General features: G+C 64.4%; 23 protein-coding genes, 1 tRNA gene and 1 pseudogene. 15 read left to right on the top strand and 10 right to left on the bottom strand.

What is annotated here, in order from left to right:
• The first annotated feature begins 6 nt into the window (after positions 1 to 6).
• The 8 genes from AB0323_RS12150 (at position 7) to AB0323_RS12115 (ending at position 10,029) form a co-directional block, all read left to right on the top strand.
• On the top strand, positions 7 to 2,106 hold the full coding sequence (locus tag AB0323_RS12150) for a glycosyltransferase family 39 protein (protein WP_366177538.1): 2,100 nt from the start codon (positions 7 to 9) through the stop codon (positions 2,104 to 2,106).
• Between the two features lie 123 nt (positions 2,107 to 2,229).
• Positions 2,230 to 3,762, top strand: coding sequence for a sodium:solute symporter family protein (locus tag AB0323_RS12145; RefSeq protein ID WP_366177537.1), 1,533 nt, complete (start codon positions 2,230 to 2,232; stop codon positions 3,760 to 3,762).
• Positions 3,759 to 5,024, top strand: coding sequence for an AGE family epimerase/isomerase (locus AB0323_RS12140; protein ID WP_366177536.1), 1,266 nt, complete (start codon positions 3,759 to 3,761; stop codon positions 5,022 to 5,024). The genes AB0323_RS12145 and AB0323_RS12140 overlap by 4 nt, the downstream gene beginning before the upstream one ends.
• On the top strand, positions 5,021 to 5,770 hold the full coding sequence (locus AB0323_RS12135; RefSeq protein WP_366177535.1) for a 6-phosphogluconolactonase: 750 nt from the start codon (positions 5,021 to 5,023) through the stop codon (positions 5,768 to 5,770). Before AB0323_RS12140 ends, AB0323_RS12135 begins: the two co-directional genes overlap by 4 nt.
• Complete coding sequence (locus AB0323_RS12130) at positions 5,767 to 6,531, top strand: sugar isomerase domain-containing protein (protein ID WP_366177534.1); 765 nt, start codon at positions 5,767 to 5,769, stop codon at positions 6,529 to 6,531. The genes AB0323_RS12135 and AB0323_RS12130 overlap by 4 nt, the downstream gene beginning before the upstream one ends.
• On the top strand, positions 6,528 to 7,691 hold the full coding sequence (locus AB0323_RS12125) for an amidohydrolase family protein (protein ID WP_366177533.1): 1,164 nt from the start codon (positions 6,528 to 6,530) through the stop codon (positions 7,689 to 7,691). The genes AB0323_RS12130 and AB0323_RS12125 overlap by 4 nt, the downstream gene beginning before the upstream one ends.
• Positions 7,688 to 8,965 carry a neutral/alkaline non-lysosomal ceramidase N-terminal domain-containing protein gene (locus AB0323_RS12120; RefSeq protein WP_366177532.1) on the top strand — a complete coding sequence of 426 codons (1,278 nt, stop codon included), beginning with the start codon at positions 7,688 to 7,690 and terminating at the stop codon, positions 8,963 to 8,965. Before AB0323_RS12125 ends, AB0323_RS12120 begins: the two co-directional genes overlap by 4 nt.
• Positions 8,962 to 10,029 carry a LacI family DNA-binding transcriptional regulator gene (locus AB0323_RS12115; RefSeq protein WP_366177531.1) on the top strand — a complete coding sequence of 356 codons (1,068 nt, stop codon included), beginning with the start codon at positions 8,962 to 8,964 and terminating at the stop codon, positions 10,027 to 10,029. Before AB0323_RS12120 ends, AB0323_RS12115 begins: the two co-directional genes overlap by 4 nt.
• Here the strand turns inward: AB0323_RS12115 and AB0323_RS12110 are convergent.
• From AB0323_RS12110 to upp, 3 genes are all read right to left on the bottom strand, one after another.
• Positions 9,964 to 10,641 carry an HAD-IA family hydrolase gene (locus tag AB0323_RS12110; protein ID WP_366177530.1) on the bottom strand — a complete coding sequence of 226 codons (678 nt, stop codon included), beginning with the start codon at positions 10,639 to 10,641 and terminating at the stop codon, positions 9,964 to 9,966. The genes AB0323_RS12115 and AB0323_RS12110 overlap by 66 nt on opposite strands.
• Positions 10,642 to 10,695: 54 nt before the next feature.
• Complete coding sequence (locus AB0323_RS12105) at positions 10,696 to 11,073, bottom strand: VOC family protein (RefSeq protein WP_366177529.1); 378 nt, start codon at positions 11,071 to 11,073, stop codon at positions 10,696 to 10,698.
• 192 nt (positions 11,074 to 11,265) lie between these two features.
• Complete coding sequence (gene upp, locus AB0323_RS12100; RefSeq protein ID WP_236815028.1) at positions 11,266 to 11,901, bottom strand: uracil phosphoribosyltransferase; 636 nt, start codon at positions 11,899 to 11,901, stop codon at positions 11,266 to 11,268.
• A 23-nt stretch (positions 11,902 to 11,924) separates the two neighbouring features.
• Here upp and tadA point away from each other — a divergent pair, with 23 nt between their 5' ends.
• Positions 11,925 to 12,434, top strand: coding sequence for a tRNA adenosine(34) deaminase TadA (tadA, locus tag AB0323_RS12095; RefSeq protein ID WP_236815026.1), 510 nt, complete (start codon positions 11,925 to 11,927; stop codon positions 12,432 to 12,434).
• Positions 12,435 to 12,476: 42 nt separating this feature from the next.
• Here tadA and AB0323_RS12090 read toward each other — a convergent pair whose 3' ends face one another.
• On the bottom strand, positions 12,477 to 13,634 hold the full coding sequence (locus AB0323_RS12090) for a TDT family transporter (RefSeq protein ID WP_366177528.1): 1,158 nt from the start codon (positions 13,632 to 13,634) through the stop codon (positions 12,477 to 12,479).
• 105 nt (positions 13,635 to 13,739) lie between these two features.
• Between AB0323_RS12090 and AB0323_RS12085 the strand changes: the two genes are divergently transcribed.
• From AB0323_RS12085 to AB0323_RS12075, 3 genes are all read left to right on the top strand, one after another.
• On the top strand, positions 13,740 to 14,696 hold the full coding sequence (locus AB0323_RS12085) for a LysR family transcriptional regulator (protein WP_366177527.1): 957 nt from the start codon (positions 13,740 to 13,742) through the stop codon (positions 14,694 to 14,696).
• A gap of 69 nt (positions 14,697 to 14,765) precedes the next feature.
• Positions 14,766 to 15,152 (top strand): VOC family protein, encoded by a 387-nt coding sequence (locus tag AB0323_RS12080; protein ID WP_366177526.1) that lies wholly within the window; start codon positions 14,766 to 14,768, stop codon positions 15,150 to 15,152.
• Positions 15,149 to 15,424: an acylphosphatase gene (locus AB0323_RS12075; protein ID WP_366177525.1), complete on the top strand. Its 276-nt coding sequence runs from the start codon at positions 15,149 to 15,151 to the stop codon at positions 15,422 to 15,424. Before AB0323_RS12080 ends, AB0323_RS12075 begins: the two co-directional genes overlap by 4 nt.
• A 56-nt stretch (positions 15,425 to 15,480) precedes the next feature.
• On the opposite strand, the gene AB0323_RS12070 is transcribed toward AB0323_RS12075, so the two are convergent.
• Genes AB0323_RS12070 through AB0323_RS12060 form a run of 3 tightly spaced genes read right to left on the bottom strand, consistent with a single transcriptional unit; the run spans position 15,481 to position 18,168 of the window.
• Entirely contained in the window at positions 15,481 to 16,701 is a 1,221-nt protein-coding gene (locus AB0323_RS12070; RefSeq protein ID WP_366177524.1) for a crosslink repair DNA glycosylase YcaQ family protein, read from the bottom strand.
• A 49-nt stretch (positions 16,702 to 16,750) separates the two neighbouring features.
• Positions 16,751 to 17,146 carry a 6-carboxytetrahydropterin synthase gene (locus AB0323_RS12065; protein ID WP_366177523.1) on the bottom strand — a complete coding sequence of 132 codons (396 nt, stop codon included), beginning with the start codon at positions 17,144 to 17,146 and terminating at the stop codon, positions 16,751 to 16,753.
• A 2-nt stretch (positions 17,147 to 17,148) separates the two neighbouring features.
• Positions 17,149 to 18,168: a zinc-binding alcohol dehydrogenase gene (locus AB0323_RS12060; protein ID WP_366177522.1), complete on the bottom strand. Its 1,020-nt coding sequence runs from the start codon at positions 18,166 to 18,168 to the stop codon at positions 17,149 to 17,151.
• A 116-nt stretch (positions 18,169 to 18,284) separates the two neighbouring features.
• On the opposite strand from AB0323_RS12060, the gene AB0323_RS12055 reads away from it, so the two are divergent.
• Positions 18,285 to 18,374, top strand: a tRNA-Ser gene (locus AB0323_RS12055).
• A 62-nt stretch (positions 18,375 to 18,436) separates the two neighbouring features.
• Here AB0323_RS12055 and AB0323_RS12050 read toward each other — a convergent pair.
• The 3 genes and pseudogenes from AB0323_RS12050 to AB0323_RS12040 all read right to left on the bottom strand — a co-directional run bounded on the left by AB0323_RS12050 (position 18,437) and on the right by AB0323_RS12040 (position 20,132).
• Complete coding sequence (locus AB0323_RS12050) at positions 18,437 to 19,099, bottom strand: site-specific integrase (protein WP_366177601.1); 663 nt, start codon at positions 19,097 to 19,099, stop codon at positions 18,437 to 18,439.
• Between the two features lie 129 nt (positions 19,100 to 19,228).
• A pseudogene (locus AB0323_RS12045) lies at positions 19,229 to 19,570 on the bottom strand (Arm DNA-binding domain-containing protein); the annotation flags it as partial.
• Positions 19,557 to 20,132 carry a helix-turn-helix transcriptional regulator gene (locus tag AB0323_RS12040; RefSeq protein WP_366177521.1) on the bottom strand — a complete coding sequence of 192 codons (576 nt, stop codon included), beginning with the start codon at positions 20,130 to 20,132 and terminating at the stop codon, positions 19,557 to 19,559. The pseudogene AB0323_RS12045 and the gene AB0323_RS12040, both read right to left, overlap by 14 nt.
• Positions 20,133 to 20,179: 47 nt before the next feature.
• Here AB0323_RS12040 and AB0323_RS12035 point away from each other — a divergent pair, with 47 nt between their 5' ends.
• Both AB0323_RS12035 and AB0323_RS12030 read left to right on the top strand, forming a co-directional pair.
• Positions 20,180 to 20,383 carry a helix-turn-helix domain-containing protein gene (locus AB0323_RS12035; RefSeq protein WP_366177520.1) on the top strand — a complete coding sequence of 68 codons (204 nt, stop codon included), beginning with the start codon at positions 20,180 to 20,182 and terminating at the stop codon, positions 20,381 to 20,383.
• A 566-nt stretch (positions 20,384 to 20,949) separates the two neighbouring features.
• Positions 20,950 to 21,081, top strand: coding sequence for a hypothetical protein (locus tag AB0323_RS12030; protein ID WP_366177519.1), 132 nt, complete (start codon positions 20,950 to 20,952; stop codon positions 21,079 to 21,081).
• The last annotated feature ends 393 nt before the right edge of the window (positions 21,082 to 21,474 follow it).

The following is a 21,474-nucleotide window of genomic DNA, read 5'->3' as shown; positions in this document are numbered from 1 at the left end:
ATTCCGATGACCGCTTCCTATTCCACGGACACCGGTTCCAAACCAGCGCAGCCCGTCCCGCCGTCGCGTTTGGTGGAGCGGGTCCCGCCCGGCCTGAGGCAAAAACCCCGCCGCAACAGTGACCCGCATGCCCTGCGGCACCGCGGGGAGCTCGGCATTGTCCTGCTCGCAACGGCGGTCCTGTATCTCTGGAACCTTGGCGCTTCCGGCTGGGCCAACCCGTTCTATTCCGCCGCAGCCCAGGCCGGTTCGCAGGATTGGGCGGCCTGGTTCTTCGGATCCTCCGATGCCGCCAACTCCATCACGGTGGACAAGCCGCCGGCGTCCCTCTGGATCATGGGCCTCTCGGTACGGATCTTCGGGCTGAACTCCTGGAGCATCCTGGTTCCCGAGGCACTCATGGGCGTTGCCACGGCATGGCTGCTGTATCTTGCGGTCCGGCGGGCCGCGGCCCCCGCCACCGGCGACCCGCGGCTCGCGCACCGGGCCGGGTTGCTGGCCGCCGTCGTCATGGCCATCACCCCGGTAGCCACCCTCATGTTCCGGTTCAACAACCCGGACGCCCTGCTGGTGCTGCTCATGACGGCCGCCGGCTACGCCACGCTGCGGTCCATCCAGGACGACAAGCTGCGCTGGCTCCTGCTGGCCGGGGTGCTCCTGGGCTTCGGCTTCCTCACCAAGCAACTCCAGGTCCTGCTGGTGGTTCCTGGATTCGCGGTGGCGTACGTGGTTGCCGCGCCGGGCGGAGTGGGGCGTCGCCTGCTTCGGCTGCTAGGCGCTGGGGCAGCCATGGTGGTTTCGGCAGGCTGGTGGCTCGCCGTCGTCGAACTCGTTCCGGCGAACATGCGGCCGTACATCGGCGGCTCCCAGAACAACTCCATCCTGGAATTGACGCTCGGTTACAACGGCCTGGGTCGGCTCAGCGGACAGGAAACCGGCAGCGTCGGGGGCGGCAACGGTTGGGGAGTTCCAGGGCTGTTCCGGATGTTCAACAGCGAGTTCGGCGGCCAGATCGCATGGTTGTTGCCGTCGGTGCTGGTTCTCGGGGCCGGGCTGCTGTGGCTGGGCCGCCGTGCCCCGCGCACCGATGGCGTCCGTGCCTCGGTGATCGTGTGGGGCTCGTGGGTGCTTGTCACCGGGCTGGTGTTCAGCTTCATGGCCGGCATCATCCATCCCTACTATGCAGTAGCCCTGGCCCCGGGCATCGCCGGGCTTGCTGGCTTGGGCGGAGCGCTCTTGTGGCAAAACCGCGCGCAGCTCGTCGCCGCGGTAGCGCTCGCCGCGGCCGTGGCCGCAGCGGGATTCCTGGCCTTCGATCTCCTGGGCAGCACCACCGCGTATGGTCCGTGGCTGCGCTGGGCGGTGCTGCTGGGCGCCCTGGCAGCCGCGGCCGGGCTGATGCTCTCGGGACGCTTCCCGTCCCGCATCCTTCAGCCCACGATCCTTCAGCGCACGACGGCGGTGCTCGCCCTCGCGGCCTCCCTCGCCGGCCCGCTGGCGTACTCGATCTCAACCGCCTCCGTAACGCATAGCGGCGCAATCCCCAGCGCCGGTCCCACGACGACGTTCGGCGGCTTCGGCTTCGGCGGCCGGGGCGGCTTCGGACAAAACGGCGCGAGCCAAAACACAGGCCAGAACAACGGCCAAAACACAGGCCAGAACAACGGCCAAAACACTCCCCCGCAAGCCCTCCGGCAGCCGGGCATCCAGGGCGGTGGCTTTGGCGCGAACCGGCAAGGCGGTGGGATGGGCGGCCTGCTCGGCGCCACCACGCCGTCGTCGGAAATGGTTGCCGCACTGAAAACCGGCGCCTCGAACTACACTTGGGCGGCCGCCGTCGTGGGTTCCAACAACGCCGCCGGCTACCAGCTGGCCACCGAACTGCCCGTCATGGCGGTGGGTGGCTTCAACGGCACCGACCCGTCCCCGACGCTCGAACAGTTCCAGCAGCTCGTGGCAGAAGGCAAGATCCACTACTTCATCGCCGGCGGGACCATGCAGGCGAACAGCGGATCGGAAGCTCCTGCCCGGATCGCGCAATGGGTGGCTGCGAACTTCCCGGCCCAGGACATTGGCGGGACCACGGTGTACGCACTGGCTGGCTGAGTGGGCTGAGGAAGTCCGCAGGAGAAATCTTTCCAAAAGACTCTTGTTTTGCAAACGTTTGCAGAGAAAAGTGGACGCCACTGCAGATCCATTTCCAAGCTTGCGTTGCATCAAGGAGGATGTATGTATTTCGCCGACTGGCTCGTTTTAGGGGCCTACTTCGTAGTAATGATAGGTATCGGTTGGTGGGCCAAGAGCCGAGTGAAAAACGCCGCCGACTTCTTCACAGCCGGTGGGAAGATGCCGTGGTGGCTGGCGGGGATTTCCCACCACATGTCCGGCTATTCGGCAGCTGTCTTCGTGGCCTACGCCGCCATCGCCTACACCACCGGTTTCGCACTGTATGTCTGGTGGTCGCTCACGATCACGATCGCCTGCCTCATCGGCGCTGCCTTTTTCGCCCCGCGCTGGCCCCGCCTCAGGCAGCGTTTGGGAATCATCTCCCCGCTCGAATACCTGGCCACGCGCTACAACCTGCCCGCCCAGCAAGTACTGGCTTGGTCCGGTGCCGCATTGAAAGTCTTCGATGTTGCGGCCAAGTGGGCTGCCAGTGCGATCCTCCTGAACGTGTTCGCCGGGGTTCCGATCGCCGTTGGGATCCTGATCGTCGGCGGGGTCACGCTCATCTATTCGACCATCGGCGGCTTGTGGGCGGACGCATTGACCGACATGGGCCAATTCATCATCCAGTCCGTCGCGGGCATTGCAATGCTCATCTTCGCCGTGGCCAAGCTTGGGGGCGTTTCCTCGATTGCGGGAATCTGGTCCCGGTTGCCGGCCTCCCACTCGCAGCTGTTCGCCGGCGATTACACCATCGGATTCTTCCTCGCGTACTGCCTGATCAGCACTATTTCCTACAACGGAGGAACCTGGAACCTGGCTCAGCGCTTCATTGCCGCACCGTCCGGCTCAGCGGCCCGCAAATCGGTCCTGCTTTCGGGCGCGCTCTATCTCGTGTGGCCGCTCGTGCTCTTCTTCCCCATGTGGGCCGCGCCGCTCATCCTGCCCAATCTGACGCACCCGGATCAGGCGTATGCGCTCCTGACCCAGCAGCTGCTGCCGGCCGGGCTGGTTGGCTTGGTGGTCGCGGGAATGTTCTCTCACACCATGGCTATGACCTCTTCGGACGCCAACGCTATTTCCGCCGTCGTCATCCGGGACATCATCCCTGCGTTGCGCGGTTCCCGGCAGCCCCTGACGTCGCGTGCGGAACTACTGGGTGGCCGGATTTCCACGTTCCTCTTCATCGGTTTGTCCATGGTCATTGCCCTGAGCGCGGATTCCTTCGGCGGCGTCCTGGGCCTGATAATCCTCTGGTTCGGGGCCTTGGTGGGGCCGATCGCCGTTCCCATGCTGCTGGGGATGTTGCGGCCGTTCCGGCGCTGCGGCCCATCGGCAGCCTTGTTCTCCTGGGCCACCGGTTTGCTCGTTTTCGCGCTTGCAAAGTACGCCTTGGCCGCTCCCATCGCGAGCCTGGGCACGGCCAGTGCGCAGACTATCAACGTGGCTGCCCCGGTGGTCGCCTCCGCGATCGTGTATTGCGTCTTCGGCTGGCTGCGCCCTTGGCACAACGAAGCTTCCGACGCCCTTGTCGAGTCCCTTGACCGTGACCATGAGCCGGCTACATCGATTCCAGTTGAAAGCGCCGTGGCATGAGCGCAACCGGATCCGAAATACGGGATCAGCTGCTCAAGGGCGTCCTGCCTTGGTGGCTCGAGAACGGAGTCGACAGGAAAGACGGCGGCGTTTTCACTTGCTTTTCCAACTCAGGGCGATTGCTTTCGAACGAAAAATATACGTGGTCCCAAGGCCGCTGGGCTTGGCTCTGCTCAAGGATTGCGCTGGACAGCGAGGCCGGAATCATCGCGGAAAATCCCCAGTTGTGGGCCACTCTGTCGATTGAAACCGCCAGGTTCATCCAAGCCCACGCCATCATGGACGGCAATGTCACGGCATACCGCACATCGGCTGAAGGGCAGGCGCTGCCGTCCGGGCCGCAAGGGGAGATCGCGGTGAGCGTATTGGCTGACCTCTTTGCGGCCTTGGGCCTCGCGGGTGCAGCCCGGCTCCCCCAAGCCGCAGGCCGGGAACGTGAAGAGTGGCTGCAATCAGCCCATGCACTTCTCGCCCACGCCGAAGAAAGGATCGAGGCGCGGAGCGCTCCGTCCGAGCCATACCCCGTCCGGGCCGGGTTCAAGGACGCGGCCGGGCTGATGCTGCTGCTGCATGTGGGCGCCCAGCTCCATTTGGCCAGCGGCTCTGCTGAAAGCGCCGACACAGCCGGTGCCGCGCTTTCCCAGCTGCTCGGCGACGGAAACTCAGAAGGCATGTGGAAGGCCGACTCCTGGTGGGAATACCGGCCGGACAGCACCGACGACCTGGACACGCTCCTGGCCCGCCACCGAACCCCCGGTCATCTGCTGGAGATGCTCTGGATGGTCATGGAGGCCGTCGAGATCATGCCTGTCCTGGCACCTCGCATTCCGGACTGGCTACCGGACCTTGCCGTCCGGGCCCTGGAAGACGGCTGGGACGACCAGCACGGCGGCATGTTCCGATACGTCGACAGCACCGGAGCAGAACCCCGGGGCAGGCTCCTTGGCAACGACCCCTACGAAACACTGGTGACCCAGACGTGGGACACCAAGCTGTGGTGGGTCCAGGTTGAGGCCCTCTACGCGAGCAGGCTGCTCGCCGAACGTTTCGGGCGTCCCGATCTCCTGGACTGGCACGAGCGAATCTGGTCCTACACCCTCGACACATTTCCCGACCCCTCCGGCCAGGAGTGGCTGCAAATACGCGACCGCGAGGGCAAACCCCTCGACAAAGTGGTGGCGCTGCCGGTCAAGGACCCCTTCCATATAGCCCGATCACTTCTCCTCACTACTGAACTAGAAACCCGAAGGACGCACACGTGACAGCACTGACTACTTACAGCCCCGCCGTTTCCACCCACCCGGACCGGGCCGCCCTGGGCAAACACGCCGGGAAGCATGCAGCGGAAACGCTACGCAGGGCGCTGCGGAATCAGCAGGAAGTCCGGCTGATGCTCGCAGCAGCTCCCAGCCAGGAGGCAACGCTGCAGGCACTCGTCCAGGAACCCGGCATCGATTGGGCCCGCATAACCTGTTTCCATATGGACGACTACCTCGCGCTCGAGGCGGACGCACCTCAGGGATTCGGAAACTGGCTGCAACGCAAATTCTTCAACCACCTTCCACCGACCACCTTTCACCGCATCAACCCGGGGAACCCCGCCGAAGAGGAAGCGCAGCGCTATGGCACGCTGATGGGCCAGGATCCCTTTGACCTCGTCCTGCTCGGATTGGGAGTCAACGGACATCTTGCCTTCAACGATCCTCCGGCCGACCTCGCTGACCCGCTGCCCGCCCGCGTCATCGACCTGGACGAAGTAAGCCGCCAGCAACAGGTGGACGAAGGGCATTTCGCGAGTGTCGACGACGTTCCCCAGCGCGCCATCACCGTCTCCATTCCGCGGTTGTTGCACGCTTCCGAAATCATCGCTTCCGTGCCCGGCCGTGCCAAAAGGGCGGCCGTCCACAACACGCTGAGCCAGCCGATCAGTGGAGACCATCCCGGTACTGCGTTGCGCACGCACCCCAACGTCACCATCTACCTCGACGCCGAATCCGATCCGCGATGAACGCCAGTGAACAGCTCGCGCAGGACTACCTCGGAACAATCACCGGGCTCCTTGAGCGCATCCGCCTGGAAGAGGCCGAAAACATCAGCATTGCCGCGGACATTCTTGCGGCCCAGGTGGCCAAGGACGAACTGGTACACATCTACGGCCCCGGCGGCCACTCGAACCTGGCAAGCCAGGAAGTGTTCTTCCGGGCAGGCGGACTGATGCACGTCTCGGCCATTTTGGACGAAGGCACCCTGCTCTCCAGCGGCGCCCTCCGCTCAATGGCCATGGAACGGACTCCGGGTTACGGCCGGATTGTTATCGAGGACGCCGGCATCGGAGCAGGGGACGTCCTGATCCTGGTCAACGCGTACGGCATCAATAGCGCCCTCATCGACGCCGCCGTGACTGCACGTGAACTGTCGGTCAGGACCATCGGCGTTTCATCGCGGGAGCACGCAGAGGAAACAGCCAGTGACCATCCCGCACGGCATCCGCAAAAGCTGAATCTGCACGATGTGGTTGACCATCACATCGACACGAAGGTTCCCGTCGGAGACGCCGTCATGAAGGTCCCCGGGGCAAAGGAGAAAACGGCCGCCGTGTCCACCTTCGCCAACGCTTTCACCCTGAACTGGCTCATGATGTCCACCATCAGCAAGCTGAACGACATCGGGATTGAGCCGCCATTGTGGAGATCAGGAAACGCCGCCGGAGGGGACGAGGCCAACCAGCAATTCATTTCACGTTTCAAAGGACGGGTACGCAAGCTGTGACACACCCCAAAACGATTGTGGGCAAAGACCCCCACCGGGGGATCAACATAGAAGTCGCCTACGACACGACCATCCTGTCGTTGCGGGAGATAGATTCTGGCCAGAGGCTGCCTGTCATCGCACCGGGATTCATCGATGGCCAGGTCAACGGCTACGGCGGACTAGACGTCAACACCGCTGACATCACGCCGCAAACGGTCATCAACATGACTGCGGAGCTGGCGAAGCTGGGCGTCACTACCTGGGTGCCAACCATCGTGACAGCATCGGAAGAGGCAATCACCGGCGCGCTCGAACAGATCAAACGGGCCTGTGAAATTGATCCAGTCACCAGGGCAGCCATCCCCTGCGTCCACATCGAAGGCCCCTTCATCTCGGGACAGGACGGTCCCCGGGGCGTCCACGACGCCGGCTTCGTTCGCCCCTTGGACGTCCAGGAGGTCCGGCGCTGGCTTCGCGCAAGCGGAATGGTCGGCATCGTCACCGTCTCTCCGCATACGCCCGACGCGCCGGCCCAGATCGCCCAAATCCGCGAACTGGGCGTCCAAGTGGCTATCGGACACACGCACGCGAGTCCTGAACAAATCACGGCGGCCATCACCGCGGGCGCCGGCCTGGCCACCCATCTTGGCAACGGCATCGCCACTACCCTGCCCAGGCACCCCAATGCCCTGTGGACTCAACTCGCTGACGACCGGCTCACGGCAGGACTCATAGCGGACGGCCACCACTTGCCCAGCGATACGCTGAAAGTCATGATCAGGGCCAAGACCCCCGAACGCGCATACCTGGTTTCGGACAGCACAGCGCTGGCCGGCAGCGAGCCTGGCCGCCACCGTACTTCCGTGGGCGGCCTGGTGGACCTTTCCCCTGGCGGGAGGCTCTCGCATGTCGGCACGGATCTGCTCGCAGGAGCCGCCGCTACGCTGCCGGACGGTTTCCGCAACGTGATCCACGACGTCGGACTGGAGCTTCCGGAAGCCCTCAAAATGGTGACGTCCACTCCCGCCCGGGTGATCCCGGGCACCCGACCGGGGCTCGGCCACCTTCAAGTCGGTTCCCCGGCGGATTTTGTCCAGATCACCGGGGACGGACCCGAAGCAGGGACCATTACCGCGGTGATCCAAGGCGGTCGAAAAGTATCGGGCGAACCGGAATGAGTACCAGCCATCCAGGGCCGGCCGCCCTGCGCGTGGGCGCCGCCGTCGTCGAGATTTCCCCGCCCCCAGGTACGCCAATGGCCGGATTCGCAGCAAGGACGGAACCGAGCACCGGCGTCCACGACCCCCTGACCGTTCGGGCGCTGGCCGTCGATGACACGTGCTGGATCACCGTGGATGTGTGCGGCCTCCACGAAGACACCTGCACCCGCATCGCAGGGAGCTTGCCCCTTCTGCCGGAACGTGTCGCGATCACCGCCACGCATACGCACGCAGGTCCGTGCGTCATGCCGGGCCGGCTCGGGGGCCATGACCCGCGGCTCCTGGTGGAAATCGTCCTGGCTTGCCGCGAGGCCACGGAGGCTGCGGTGGCCTCCCAGCGGCCTGCGACCCTGCAGTACGGCGAATCGCGCGGAGTGGACGTTGCCAGGAACCGACGCCATCCCGAACGCGCCGTTGATCCGCCAGTCCAGGTCGCCACCTTCCGCGACGCAAGCGGAGAAGTGGTTGCCTGGATCGTCCTCTATCCCTGCCACCCTGTGGTCCTGGGCCCGGAGAACCGCCTCATCAGCGGCGACTATCCGGCGTTCACCAGGAGGGTCCTGGAGGAACGTTTCCCCGGCTCAGTGGCCCTATTCCTGCCCGGGACCGCTGGGGACATCAACTCAGGCCATCCCGCCGACGCGTCGTACACGCTCTCCGGCTCAGCCGGCAGGACGATGGAGCAAGCGCGCAAGATAGGAGAACATGTGGCCGCGTCCGTGTTGGGGACCCGCCTCCTGCCCGTCTCCGATTCCGCGAAGACCTCCGCCGCCAGGAGGACCGTCAGCGTCGCAATGGATCCGCGCGATGCGGTTTCCCCGGCGGAGTTGAGCCGGCAGTGGGAGGCCGAAGCGGTGTCGGCCGATCCAGGCCGAGGATCCCTTCTCAACGCGTGGAAGCAGTGGGCCATGGACCGCCGTCCCGAAGAAGAAATGTCCTGGGAGGCGCCAGTGAGTGTCTTCAACTGGGAGGGCCTGACCCTCGTAGGATTACCGGGAGAACCGTTCCTGGCCACAGCGGAAGCCATCGCCTCCGGGGTCAAGGGGCCGGTACTCGTCACGGGCTACACCAACGGCTGTCCAGGGTACTTTCCGGCCGCCGATGAATATGACTTCGGAGGATACGAAGTGGAGGACGCGCACCGCTACTACGGCATGCCGGCCCCTTTCGCGCCTGGAAGTGCCGAAGCGCTGATCCAGACCGCGTTGGAACTCGTAGGTGGACTCCAATGACAGGCCGTCCAACCATCACGCAATTGGCGGCCGAACTCGGCGTCGCCCCCTCAACGGTGTCGAGGGCCTTTACCCGGCCAAACCTCCTCAAACCGGAGACCGTGGCACTCGTACAAAAGGCAGCCGAAGCCGCCGGCTACGTACCGAACCATCACGCACGCGCCCTCTCGACCGGACGCGCCGGCGCGATCGGACTCATCGTGCCGGACATCGCCAACCCGTTCTTCCCTCCGCTGGTCCGGGCGGCTCAAAACTACGCGAGCGATCTCGGACTATCGGTATTTTTGGCGGACACGGATGAAGATGCCAATCGGGAAGACCGTCTCATCTCGCGGATGGCGCCCCAGGTTGAAGGGCTGATCGTGGTTTCATCCCGGCTCCCTTCGGCCCGCATCCGGCAAATCGCCGATTCCCAGCGCGTGGCCTTCATCAACCGCGATGTTGCGGAGACGTACCGGGTACTGCTGGACACCTCTGCGGCCATTCGCTCCGCACTGACGCACTTGTCCGAGCTCGGCCACCGTCGCGTCGCCTACGTCGGCGGTCCACCGCAATCATGGGCAAACAAGCAGCGTCACTCGGCTGTGGACAACTTCTCGAAGGTCCATGCGCTCGAGGTCACGCACTTCAGTGCGGATCCCGGCACCTACGACGCCGCGAAAGCTCTCGCCGATTCGGTGGCGGCGTCCGGCGTCACCGCTGTCATTGCTTTTGACGACGTCATTGCGCACGGCTTGATGGGCGGATTCGCCGCCGCGGGCGTGGACGTCCCGAAGGACTTGAGCGTCATCGGATGCGACGACACCCTGGCGACCACAACGTTTCCTGCCCTTTCCACGATCGCGGTCAATGTCGGTGCCGCAGCCCGGCGCGCCGTGGCCGCCCTCTCCGAAAACCCCGGCTCAACCAGCCTGACCGGCGCGAGGATCATCTTCGAGGGAACCCTCGTCCTCAGGGGAACAACAGGAGCGGTCCGGCCTGCATCCAGCCCACTAACGTTAGAACCGGAGCTCGATCACCCTGCGGCCCGAGGCGTCCAGACTGGCCGTCGCAGTGACAGCTGAGTAATCCGCGATCTGCCACAGCCCATCCGCCGCCTCGCCGCCGGCGTCGCCCACCACCACGGTCCGCATGCCAGCCGCGCGGGCGGAAGCGATGCCCGCGGGAGCATCTTCGAAGACGACGACGTCGGCCGGCTCGGCACCCAGCAGCGCGGCTGCCGTGAGATAGCCTTCCGGGTCAGGCTTGCCGCGGGTCACGGCCTCAGAGGTGACAGAGGTCGCAGGCATCTCAAGTCCGGCTGCCTGCATGCGCACCCCTGCGAGGATCCGATCGGCCGAGGTGACCATCGCGACGGCGTCGGCAGGCAAGGACCGCAGCAGCTCCGCGGCTCCCGGCAACGCCACGATCCCATCCGTCCGGGTCCGCTCCATCTGGCCGAGTTCCTCCGCGAGCGCGTCGATGTCGGCTCCGGCAGGGGCGAAGCGACGCACGGTGTCCTTGGCCTGGACCCCGTGTGACGTCCGCAGGATCTCCTCGATATCCAGTCCATATCGGCTGGCGAATTCGCTCCACACTTGCTCCACGATCGCCGTGGAATCCACCAGGGTGCCGTCCATATCGAAGAGGACAGCCCGGACGGTCAGGGTTTTCACGGCTTCAGCAGGCAGGTTCATGCATCCATCCTGCCGTTGAATCTGGTCTGCGGCCCAACTTTTACAGTGTGAGTCCTAGCCGTTGGGCCTGTGGGGGATGTACTGGACGGCCCACTTGTTGCCGTCCGGATCGGAGAAGTAGACAAAGTGGCCCCAATCCTGGACGTCGATGTCGCTGACTTCCACGCCGTTGGCCTTGAGCTGGCTGTGGGCCTCCTGGATGTCACTCACCACCATCTGCAGGCTGGGGGCGGTGCCGGGAGGCGCGTCGTTGAGGCCCTCGCCGATGCAGATGGAGCAGGCCGAGCCGGGCGGAGTCAGTTGGACGAAGCGGATGCCGTCCATGGGCCGCTCGTCGTAGTCGGCGTTGAAGCCCACTTTGTTGACGTAGAAATCCTTGGCGCGGTCCACATCGGACACAGGGACAAACACGAGTTCAAGTTTCCAGTCCATGCGCCAAAGGCTATCGGCGGAGCCGGAAAACCGGTAGGGGCGGAGCGCAACGCGGGGTCACTTACGGCCCATGTTGCTGCTCGAAATGGGCCGTAAGTGACCCCGCGTTGACGAAGCCGGTGATGCAGGGAAGGCTCGACGGCGGTGACCGCTTCCGTTTCTGATTCGGCTTCGGCCGCGCGGACGGACCCGCTATCCGGCTACGCCGTACAGGCGGTCTCCGGCGTCGCCCAGCCCCGGAACGATGTAGGCCTTTTCGTTGAGCCTCTCGTCGATCGAGGCGAGAACGATCTTCACGTTGGCGTCGGAAAGTTCTTCCTCGAGCTTGGCCAGGCCCTCCGGCGCGGCGAGCAGGCAGATGCACGTGACGTCCGACGCGCCGCGCTTGAACAGGAACTTGATGGCTTCGCGCAAGGTGCCGCCGGTGGCGAGCATGGGATCCAGGACGAAGATCTGGCGGCCGGTGAGGTCCTCGGGGAGGCGTTCGGCGTAGGTGATGATGTCCAGGGTCTCTTCGTCGCGGGCCATGCCCAGGAAGCCCACTTCGGCGGTGGGGACCAGCTTGGTCATGCCCTCGAGCATGCCGAGGCCTGCGCGCAGGATGGGGACCACCAACGGCGTCGGCTTGGTGAAGGCGGTACCGATCGCCTTGGTGACGGGGGTTTCGATCTCTACCGCTTCGGTCCTGACCTCGCGGGTGGCCTCGTAGGCCAGCAGGGTGACGAGTTCTTCAGTAAGTTGCCGGAAGACCGGAGAAGGAGTGTTCTTATCCCGCAGAACGGTGAGCTTGTGAGCGACCAGCGGGTGGTCCACGACGAGTGTGCGCATGACTCCAAAACTATCATTGAGGCATGAGCACCAACGAGCCTTACCACGCGGAGCACGCGGCCTGGATGGGCCTGGCCCTGGACGAGGCCCGGCGGGCGCTCGATACGGAGGATGTGCCGATCGGCGCTGTCGTTTTAGGGCCCGACGGCGGCGTGCTGGGTGCCGGGCGGAACGAACGGGAGGCGCACGGCGACCCAACCGCGCACGCCGAGATAGTCGCCATCCGCGAGGCGGCCGCCGCCCTGCAACGCCACGCCCTTGAGCTCGGCGAAGGCGGAGACGGCTGGCGGCTCGAGGACTGCACGCTCGTGGTGACGCTGGAGCCGTGCGCGATGTGCGCCGGAGCCATCGTGCTGGCCCGGATTCCGCGGGTGGTCTTCGGGGCCTGGGATGAGAAGGCCGGTGCCGCCGGATCCGTGTTCGACATCCTGCGCGAACGCCGGCTCAACCACTGGGTGGAGGTTTACGCGGGCGTGCGCGAAGAGGAATGTTCGGCCCTGTTGCGCGATTTCTTCGCTGCCCACCGGAAATAGCAGCCCAACCGGAAATAGCAGCCCACCGGAAATAGCTGCCGCTTAGGCCGCGGCCGCGCGGGACACAGTCGATGGACTCGCCCCCACGGGCGCCGCACCCGCGGGAACGGCTGGTGCCGGACCCGTGGGCGCCTGGAAGAGGACCCCCTTGACGACGCTTCCGTGGAACGTCCGGGCTGCGACCACGGCCCACGCGCCAAGCAGCAATATGTAGCCCGCGACGGCCATCGCCCCAAACACAGCCAAGTGCGTGTGCGCAGCGAGTCCGTTCAAGCCCGTGACGCACGTCCCGAGCGGGAAGGTAAAGGACCACCAGGTCAGCGAGAACGGCAAACCCCTGCGCACGATCCGCACCGTGATGACCGCCGCCATAGCCGCCCACATCAGCGCAAAACCCAAAACAGGCACCCCATAGAGGACCCCGAATACTTCCAGCCCGGATGCGAGCGCCCCGGAAGCAGCAAGATGCGCATTGGAGCCCAGCAGGTTGGCCGCTGTGATGGACTGTCCCAGCGGTCCCAAGACGATCCACAGGGTAGGAACGGCGGATGGCGCCAGGTTCTTGTGAACGGCTAGCCGGTACCAAATCAAGGGGATGATGATCAGCGAGGCCATGAGGCTGAGGCCGAACATCGCGTAGCAGGCCATGAGCATCGTCAACCGCAGTTGCCCGGCGGGAACATACGGCAGCAGCAAAGCCCCCGTGGACGCCGAGACCATGGGAGGAACCACCGGCATCAGCCAGCCGCCGAAGGCATCCGCCGCAGTGACGTTGTGCCGGGTGAACTGCACGTACGGCACGGCAACCGCGCTTGCCAGCCCAAGTATGGTGCCGAGCGCCCATAGTCCGGCATCGATGCCCAGAGCCAGCCGCTCGCCGATGACGTCCTTGCCCAGCAACAAGGTCGCCGCACCAACGGTGAGCATAGCCATGGGCGGTGCGCCATAGAAGTGCGCCATGACCGGGTTGTTGTGATGGCTGCGTGCCGTTTCGCGGTGCCGGACCCAGTGGACCACAGTCGCAGCAGTCAGGAGGATCAAGAGGAGGAAGACCACGCCCCAAATAACGGTCGCAGCTGAGCGCAAAACAGGAAACTGTATCGGAAGCGTCACTGCTGCAGTCGCGACGATTCCGGTGCCCATGATGCTCGCAAACCAGTTCGGCGTCAGGTTGGCGAAGAGCTCAGAAAGTTTTCCCATGCCGTCCATGTTTCCGGTTCCCGTTTCCCCGCAGTAGTGGGCATAGACTTGGCAGGGTACAAGCCGCACTTGTATCTGAATGGTCATCGCCCCAGGAGGGAAGCTGTGCTCAGCCCCGGTGTTCCCGAGCTTTCCGCCCTCGAAATGCTCGCCTCAGTGCACGAGTTGGGGAGCCTCTCGGCAGCCGGCAAGCAGCTGGGGCTTTCCCAACAGGCTGTCTCGTCCCGGATGCGGGCCCTTGAGGCCCGGATTGGCGCGCCACTCCTGAACCGCACGCCCCGCGGCTCCACGCTCACGGAATCCGGCGTTTTGGTGGCAGGTTGGGCGGCCGAGGTCCTCGCCGCAGCGGAACGGCTCGACGCCGGAATCGCATCGATCCGTTCGGACAGTCTCCGCCAGTTGCACGTCGCAGCCAGCCAGACCATCGCCGAGCACCTTCTGCCCCATTGGCTGGTTGCCTTGCGGCGGCAACAGGAGGCCGCCGGCACCACGCCCACCGTCGTGGAACTGACGGTGTCCAACAGCGAGACCGCGGCGGCACACGTCCGTTCCGGCGACGCCGATATCGCGTTCATAGAGAGCCCGCGTCTCCCACAGGGCCTGAGCACCGCCAGCGTCCAGGAAGACGATTTGGTTTTGGTAGTTTCGCCGCACCATCCGTGGGCCCGGCGAAAGTCAGCAGTCACCGCCGCCGAACTGGCCAGTACGGCGCTGGTCACCCGGGAACATGGCAGCGGGACGAGGGACGCTTTGGAACATGTGCTTACGGCGGCCGGCGCACCGCCGTCGGTCCCTCCCCTGGTGGAGCTGCCGACGACGGCGGCCGTGCGTTCCGCGGTAGCTGCCGGAACGGCGCCTGCCGTGCTCAGTGCGCTGGCGGTGCGGGACGACGTCACGCTTCAGCGCCTGGTCGTTGTGCCGGTACGCGGCGTGCTGCTCCGCCGCACACTGACCGCCGTCTGGCTGAGCGGAAGGGTCCCGCCCCCGGGCCCCGCACGGGACCTCGCGGCGATCGCCGCCCGGCCGCTTCCCGGCGCCACTCCGGTGAAACCGCGGACCTAGCCGGGACTCTTGAAATTGTGGGGTGTTGGACGTCAGATGGTTTCAGACAGCACGCCTGGGGAGGACCTCATGACCGTCTCTTTCAACCACACCATCGTCTACGCAACCGACAAACGCCGTTCCGCGGAATTCCTTGCCAACATGTTTGGATTGCCGAGGCCGCAACCCATGTGGTCCTTCGTGACTGTGTCCTTTGACCATGGAGTAGCCCTCGATTTCGCTACGGCGGACCGTCCCATCTCGCCCCAGCACTATGCCTTCCTGGTCAGTGAGGACGACTTCGACGGGATCTTCGCCCGGATCCAGGCCGAGGGTATCCCCTACTGGGCGGACCCTGCGCGTTCCCGCCCCCAGCAGATCAACCACAACGACGGCGGACGCGGGGTCTACTTCGCGGATCCGGACGGGCATTTCCTGGAGGCGATCACGCGGCCGTATGGATCGGGTGCCGCATGAGCCAAGTACGCGTCGTTGCCACGGTGACCGGCCGCGTCCAGGGCGTCGGTTTCCGCTATTCCACAATGCACCAGGCCCGATTGTTGGGATTGACCGGAGAGGCGGCCAACCAGATGGATGGATCGGTGCAAGTGATCGCTGAAGGAGATCGCGAAGCCGTCGACTCCCTGCTGGAATGGCTGCAATCCCGGGATGCCCCGGGCCGCGTAAAACACGTAGATGCCACGTTCACGCAAGCCACCGGCGAGTTCTCCGGATTCTGGGTGGACTGAACCAGCCCCGGCCTGGTTCCGCCCCGGCCTGATCCCGCCCAAGACCGGGCCCAGACCTAGGCGTTCGCGGCGTTCGCCTCATCCAGGGCGTCGATACGTTTCTGCCGCGACGCCGGCGAGTCCAGGCTGAACGAGCGGAAGTCCCCGAGGTCCTCGCGGATCCAGGCCTCCACCTCGCTGATCCGCCGGGTGACCGCCGCGCTGGGCTTGTCGAACGTCCAGGCTGCGATCCGTTCCTTGCCCGGATCGTATTGCCACAGTCCGATGATTCTTCCCCGGTCCAGGATCGGGTGGTCGGACAGGTCGGCCTGCAGCGCCAGCGTAGTGTCCATCACTTTCCGCCGCCGATCCGCTTCAGCCAACATGTCCGCTGAGTTCCTGCGCAACAGCACCAAAGAGTCCGTCCCGGCCAGAAGCTGGATCTGTTCCTCCTGCGGTGCCCTGAACGCGGAAAGGTGCTCGACGTCGTCGGGCAGCATCCAGAGCGGCTCGCCCGCCGCAGTGGCCACTTCGACGGCGCCGACGGCGGCCAGCGCCGCCTTGCTCTGCGCGACGGTGAAGCCCGTAAACCATTGGCTCTGCTTGAAGGTCGCGCCGCCGGTCCAGCGCAGGTACCGTTCAATCAAGCGCGCGCGGGCGGCGTCGTCGTCGAGGGGGCTGGGCGGCAGCATCCACGAGGTATAGGCGTAGCGCTGCTGGTCGAGACGGCCATTGACGGGGACGCGGCGGATGCGTCCGTCGGCTTGCAGGAGGCCCAAGGCCGTGGGGAGGGTGGTGGACGCCCCCTTCTTCTTGCCTTCTTCGCCGAGGCTGCGGACGGATTCGCCGAGCTCGTCCCGGAGCTGCTTGGGGTCCATGGGGTCGCTGGATTCCATGAGGGTGTGGAGCACTTGTTCTTCGAGCAAGGTGATCTCACCGCGTTCGACGCCGAGCCGGGCCAGGACCTTGAATGGCGCCGCTGCGGCGTCCCGGCCTACTTGGAGGCCCCACGCAAAGTCCTCGCGGCCGAGGACGTAGGTGCAGCCACGGGCCGTGGGAAGCTCGTGGATCCTCAACTCGGCGACGTCCCGGTCCACCTGTTCGCGCCGGATCCCGGCCCGGGCAAAGAGTGTCAGGTAGGGGTTGGCGCCGCCCACGGAACGGGCCCAGCCGGCGCGGTCCAGGACTTCCTCGGACGTCTTGCCCGGGAGGGAACCGTCCAGGCCCTGCCGATGCCACGCCCAGGCGCGCAGGAGTTCCGGGGTGAGCGTTTGGGTGGAAAGCACGGCGGACGTCATGGCCCCATTCTGCACCGTTTACCGGCTATCCGGGGCAGTCCCGCGCGAGCTACCGCTCGAAATCCAGGGAGAAGCCCGCCCAGGCGTCGGGATGTTCCCGGAGGACGACCTCGACGCCGGCGAGCGCACCGCCGTCGTCGCTCTCGCGGACTTTCGCCGCGACTGCCTCAGCGATGAAACGGGCCAGCACTTCCGTCGTCGTGAGCTGTCCGGCGAAGTCCGGGTGCTCGTCGAGGTTCTTGTAGTTGAGGCCGGCCAGCACCTCCTCCAGGATGGTTCCGGCGGCGCCGATGTCGAGCACGATCGCGTCGTCGTTCAGTTCCGCGCGGCGGAACGTCACCTCGGCCACGAAGGTGGCTCCGTGCAGTCCTTGGGCAGGGCCGAACGACTCCCGCGGAAGGCTGTGGGCGATCATGAAGTGCCGGCGGACGGTGAGGCTGAACATCGCTACGCTTTCCTGCCTTTTTCGGGGTAGTTGATGACTCGGCAAAGATCGTCCAGTTCGCCGTTTTCGAAACCTCGGAAGACCTCCGGCAGCTCCTCGAACTGCGACTCGCCCGTGAGGAACGCGTCGAATACGGGGTCCCGCAATAGGGACACTGCCAGCTCCAGCCGCTCGCTGGACGTCCTCCGGTGCCGGCGCGAGCGGGCAACCACTCCGACTTGGCTGGCTCGGATGGAGAGGCGCCGGGCATGGAAGTCCTCCCCCAGTGGCAGGGAGACCTTCCGGTCCCCGTACCAGGACATCTCAATAATCTCGCCCTCATCCCCGGCCAACTGGAGGCTGTGCGCCAGTCCCCCGTCGGTGGCCGAGCAATGGAAAACGATGTCGCAGTCCTGCTTTGCATCTTCCGGAAGCACAAACTCCACACCCAGGGATTCCACGAACCCGCGCTTCCCGGGATCCGTCTCAACCAGTTGCAAGCGTTCCAACGGGAAGCCACGCAGCAGTGCTGCGGTCATGCCGCCCACCAGTCCGGCGCCGACGACGGCGATCCTGTCACCGAGGCGGGGGCCGGCTTCCCACAGGGCGTTGAGGGCGATCTCCGCGATCCCCGTGAGCACCGCCCGGCGGGCCGGCACGCCGTCGGGTATTCGCGTGAGTGACGTGAGCGGCACGACGTAGCGGTCCTGATGCGGGTGCAGGCAGAAGACGTTCTGGCCGATCCAGTCCTCGGGGCCTTCTTCAACGATGCCAACCGATAGATAGCCGAACTTGACCGGCGCGGGAAAATCCCCGGTTTGATGGGGTGCCCGCATCTTCTTCGCAATCCGGGGAGGGACGTGCGCTTCATGGACCACGAGCTCGGTTCCCCTGCTGATTCCCGAGTACAGGGCCCGGACCAGAGCATAGCCCTCGGCTGGAGCCGGAAGTTCCTCGCTCCGGAGTTCACCTTGGCAGGGGCCGACCGTCCAGTAGGCCAAGGCCGTTTGTGTGTGTGTTTTCTGCGGTGCGTGTTGTGTCATCGTGCTTGCGAATCTAGTCCTGCGGCTGCGATTAGGGAAGGGAAGGTTACTTACTAAGTGGGTGGCGCCCGACCGTTTTGGGGAACAGGCCTCCACTCCGGTACCCTATTTCAGTTGGTGACGTGTCCGAGCGGCCGAAGGTGCAACACTCGAAATGTTGTTTGGTGTAAAAGCCAACGTGGGTTCAAATCCCACCGTCACCGCCACATAGCGAGGCCCCTGGTTCCCTTTGTTTACAAGGGATCGGGGGCCTTTTGCTTTGGCGAAATCAGGGTTTTGGGCACATTTTGGGCACATTCGCCAGGGACACCGCAAGGTCCAGGGCGTCCGAAACGTTGTCCAAGTCCCCGTCAAACAGGTCCGCATAGATGTCCAGGGTCATGGCTGCCGAGCTGTGACCGAGCATTCTTTGCACCGCTTTGACGTTCGCACCGGCCGATACGGCAAAGCTCGCGGCGGAATGCCTGAGATCGTGAGGCGTGATTCGTGGCACTCCCGCTCTCTTCACGGCCCCTGCGAACCAGCTCATGTTGTCATCGTGCACGCGTGCGAGGCGGAGGTGGTGGCCGTTCTCGCCGGGAAACACGAGATCGTTTCTGTCCTTGTTCTCACACTGCTGAGCCAGGGGCTCAGCGAGGAATCGCGGGAACGGCACGGTTCGTTTCTTGTGGTTCTTGGGCGTACCTACTTCGATGATCGAACCGACCTGGACCGCGTTTTCTTCGATCACGAATCGCCGCCGCAACATGTCCAGATGTTTGACTCGCAATCCAGTCGCCTCACCCCATCGCAACCCGCAGTAGGCAAGCACGAGAACCAGAGTCGGATATTTACTGGCTGCGGCGAGTGCATGCACTTGCTCGTGACTCAGGTAGACGTGCGGCTTCTTGATCTTGCGCGGCAAGGTTACGCCCCGTGCTGGATTACTCAATGTTCGACGGTCGCTCACGGCGTCATCCAGAATGGCCGCCAAGACTCCGTAAGCGCGGATTACAAGCGTTGCCCCCTTCGGTTTCCGGGGCGGGATAGCGCTCTGATCCCCCTTCGTCAAACCTGAGACCCACTGCTGCACATCTGTCTTTCGGATATCAGAGACTGCCGTACCGCCCCACACCGGCAGCACATGATTACGCCAAGCCGACTCCACCGGGCGCAATGAAGATGGCTTCAAATGAGTCTGTCGCGACAACCACGCTTCCCCAAGCGGACCGATCAGGGCCTTTGCGGCTGCCGCATCTATGAACTCCCCGCGGGCCTTGGATACCTCAACGCTGGCGAGGAAGAGCTCGGCATCCCTCTTTGTCCTGAATCCACGTTTCTTGGTCTGTACCCGGTCGGGTTTCCGGTAGCGAACCTGATACCGGCGCCCGGCCCGTGTCTCATAGGGTTCAATCGTTGCCATCGCCGGATTGTTCTTTCGCTGCGTTCTGATCAACCAGAATCTTGATAATCGCGCTTAGCTCGTCCACTCGTAAATTGAGGTCCTCGAATGTCACGGGACCAATTTTGGTATTCCCGGCCGGGATGAAGTCGGGGCGCAGCCCCCGTATGTAGTCATCGCCGCCGACCCCGCTGTCGATCGGGGCCATACCGTCCGCCCACTGCCAAACCCTTGTCAGGTCAGCCGGATCAGCTCCGGTCACGGCCACCGGGTCGTCGAGTGACTTGGGGAACAACAGTGCGTTTGGGTTCACGCCCAGGACTACCGCCAGGGCCACGAGATCATCAACATCAACCCGCCTGACGCCGGCCTCGATCTTCTGTATTCCGCTCGCGGAAATTTCGTGCCCGACGCCCCTAAGCCTTTGCTGAAGCTCCCGCAGAGTGACATTCCCCCGCAAACGCTTCAGGTTCCGAGCGACGGTCTTGCCGGTTGGGCCAATGTCATGTCCTCGCAGCCGCTCTCCGCTATGTACCATATAAGAAACGATACACGCTATATAGACAACAAGGGTAATTAGCAACTTTGCATCTAATATGACGAGGCGTTCACGGAAGGGAATGAGGCTTCATGGAATCGGAACTGCTGACGCCGGCAGAGCTGGCAGCCAAGCTTCACAAGACGGCGCCCGCATTGGCGCAATGGCGTTATAGAGGGATGGGCCCTAAGTTCGTGAAATTAGGCAGCGGCGTCCGCTATCGCGCCAGCGATGTGGAGGCATGGCTTGACGCACAGACACGCTCTCAGACGGGCCAGGTATTGCCGAGCATCTAGGACCGCAATTCTTGGGGGAAGACGATCTACCCCTTGGCGCCTATCGCATCGGGCCCCTTAAGGATCAGTCGGAGCGACTTCAGCTCGTGGTTGGCTTCGGGCCTGGAAGTGTAGGCGACGCGGCCCGCCAACAAGTCTTGTGGCCGCCCGCCGTCGATCCTCTGGTGACACGCATGCGCAGACAGATTCGCGGGGCGCGAACCACCCATCAGACGGGCGCCATCGCGTGCACACGTCACCAATGTTTCGGCGGACGAACACAGCCTCCGTGGGCTTGGCATCGCATCCCGGCCTCACATGTTCGTCGTCCCCGCCGCTCAGTCAAGGGCGCGTCCGCGTCACTACGTGATGGGCCTACGGCCCACCCTTGAGAGCGCGACGAGGACGGACACGACGGCCTTTATCGGGATGCGGGCAAGACTGAGACGGCTCTAACAGGTCGCACAACTGGATTCCCGCCGATACGCGAGGACGCCGGGCGCCCCTGAAGCTTGCGGTCAGCTTCATCCGCTTCGGGGAGACGAAGGTGGGCGGATTCAACCACTCACCGCAACACCGTGCATGGGATGCGGTGGTCCGTGTGGGGCCGGGTCTGCCGATCGATGTCCGGAGGCGTTCTGGGCTGGGATCCGTCGGGCTTGGTCCTGGACTATGCGGCAGAGATTGATGGCCTGTCCAAGACCGTGGCGTGGCGGTAGTTCCGCGAAGCTGGCGGGGTAAGGCCCGGGAAGACCGTGTTTCCGGTCCGCCCTGTTCGTCGCCGGCGTCAAATGGGCAGGCGTCCTCGCCGCGCTGCTTGGACTCCAGTTCCTCTTCTCAGAGGAGGTCATATTTTGACGTCTTTCAAGGCCTTGTGTTGTCCCGAAAATCCGCGGATTCTACGGGTTCTTGGAACTAGACCAGGTGGGTGGCATATCAACGTTCTTCATCGTTTTCGTGGGGTAAACGTGGGGCGGATTTCGACCATAAATCGGGCGACGATGGCCCGGTCCTGGGCTTGCTCCTGCGGTTCTTGCAGGTTTCAAACAGTCATTCCGCCGGGGCCCAGGGCGGAATGCGTCCACTCTCAGTCCAAAAGTTGGTCAGGTCAA

It is taken from the genome of Arthrobacter sp. NPDC080031 (genome assembly GCF_040702485.1).
GTDB lineage: Bacteria > Actinomycetota > Actinomycetes > Actinomycetales > Micrococcaceae > Arthrobacter.
This window is presented reverse-complemented; position numbering and strand designations above follow the sequence as displayed.

Coding starts and splice junctions, on each gene's coding strand:
- AB0323_RS12150 (WP_366177538.1), top strand. CDS start 7: ATGACCGCTTCCTATTCCACGGACACCGGTTCCAAACCAGCGCAGCCC.
- AB0323_RS12130 (WP_366177534.1), top strand. CDS start 5,767: ATGAACGCCAGTGAACAGCTCGCGCAGGACTACCTCGGAACAATCACC.
- AB0323_RS12065 (WP_366177523.1), bottom strand. CDS start 17,146: ATGTTCAGCCTCACCGTCCGCCGGCACTTCATGATCGCCCACAGCCTT.
- tadA (WP_236815026.1), top strand. CDS start 11,925: ATGAGCACCAACGAGCCTTACCACGCGGAGCACGCGGCCTGGATGGGC.
- AB0323_RS12120 (WP_366177532.1), top strand. CDS start 7,688: ATGAGTACCAGCCATCCAGGGCCGGCCGCCCTGCGCGTGGGCGCCGCC.
- AB0323_RS12070 (WP_366177524.1), bottom strand. CDS start 16,701: ATGACGTCCGCCGTGCTTTCCACCCAAACGCTCACCCCGGAACTCCTG.
- upp (WP_236815028.1), bottom strand. CDS start 11,901: ATGCGCACACTCGTCGTGGACCACCCGCTGGTCGCTCACAAGCTCACC.
- AB0323_RS12080 (WP_366177526.1), top strand. CDS start 14,766: ATGACCGTCTCTTTCAACCACACCATCGTCTACGCAACCGACAAACGC.
- AB0323_RS12090 (WP_366177528.1), bottom strand. CDS start 13,634: ATGGGAAAACTTTCTGAGCTCTTCGCCAACCTGACGCCGAACTGGTTT.
- AB0323_RS12105 (WP_366177529.1), bottom strand. CDS start 11,073: ATGGACTGGAAACTTGAACTCGTGTTTGTCCCTGTGTCCGATGTGGAC.
- AB0323_RS12115 (WP_366177531.1), top strand. CDS start 8,962: ATGACAGGCCGTCCAACCATCACGCAATTGGCGGCCGAACTCGGCGTC.
- AB0323_RS12030 (WP_366177519.1), top strand. CDS start 20,950: ATGCGGTGGTCCGTGTGGGGCCGGGTCTGCCGATCGATGTCCGGAGGC.
- AB0323_RS12060 (WP_366177522.1), bottom strand. CDS start 18,168: ATGACACAACACGCACCGCAGAAAACACACACACAAACGGCCTTGGCC.
- AB0323_RS12075 (WP_366177525.1), top strand. CDS start 15,149: ATGAGCCAAGTACGCGTCGTTGCCACGGTGACCGGCCGCGTCCAGGGC.
- AB0323_RS12145 (WP_366177537.1), top strand. CDS start 2,230: ATGTATTTCGCCGACTGGCTCGTTTTAGGGGCCTACTTCGTAGTAATG.
- AB0323_RS12110 (WP_366177530.1), bottom strand. CDS start 10,641: ATGAACCTGCCTGCTGAAGCCGTGAAAACCCTGACCGTCCGGGCTGTC.
- AB0323_RS12140 (WP_366177536.1), top strand. CDS start 3,759: ATGAGCGCAACCGGATCCGAAATACGGGATCAGCTGCTCAAGGGCGTC.
- AB0323_RS12035 (WP_366177520.1), top strand. CDS start 20,180: ATGGAATCGGAACTGCTGACGCCGGCAGAGCTGGCAGCCAAGCTTCAC.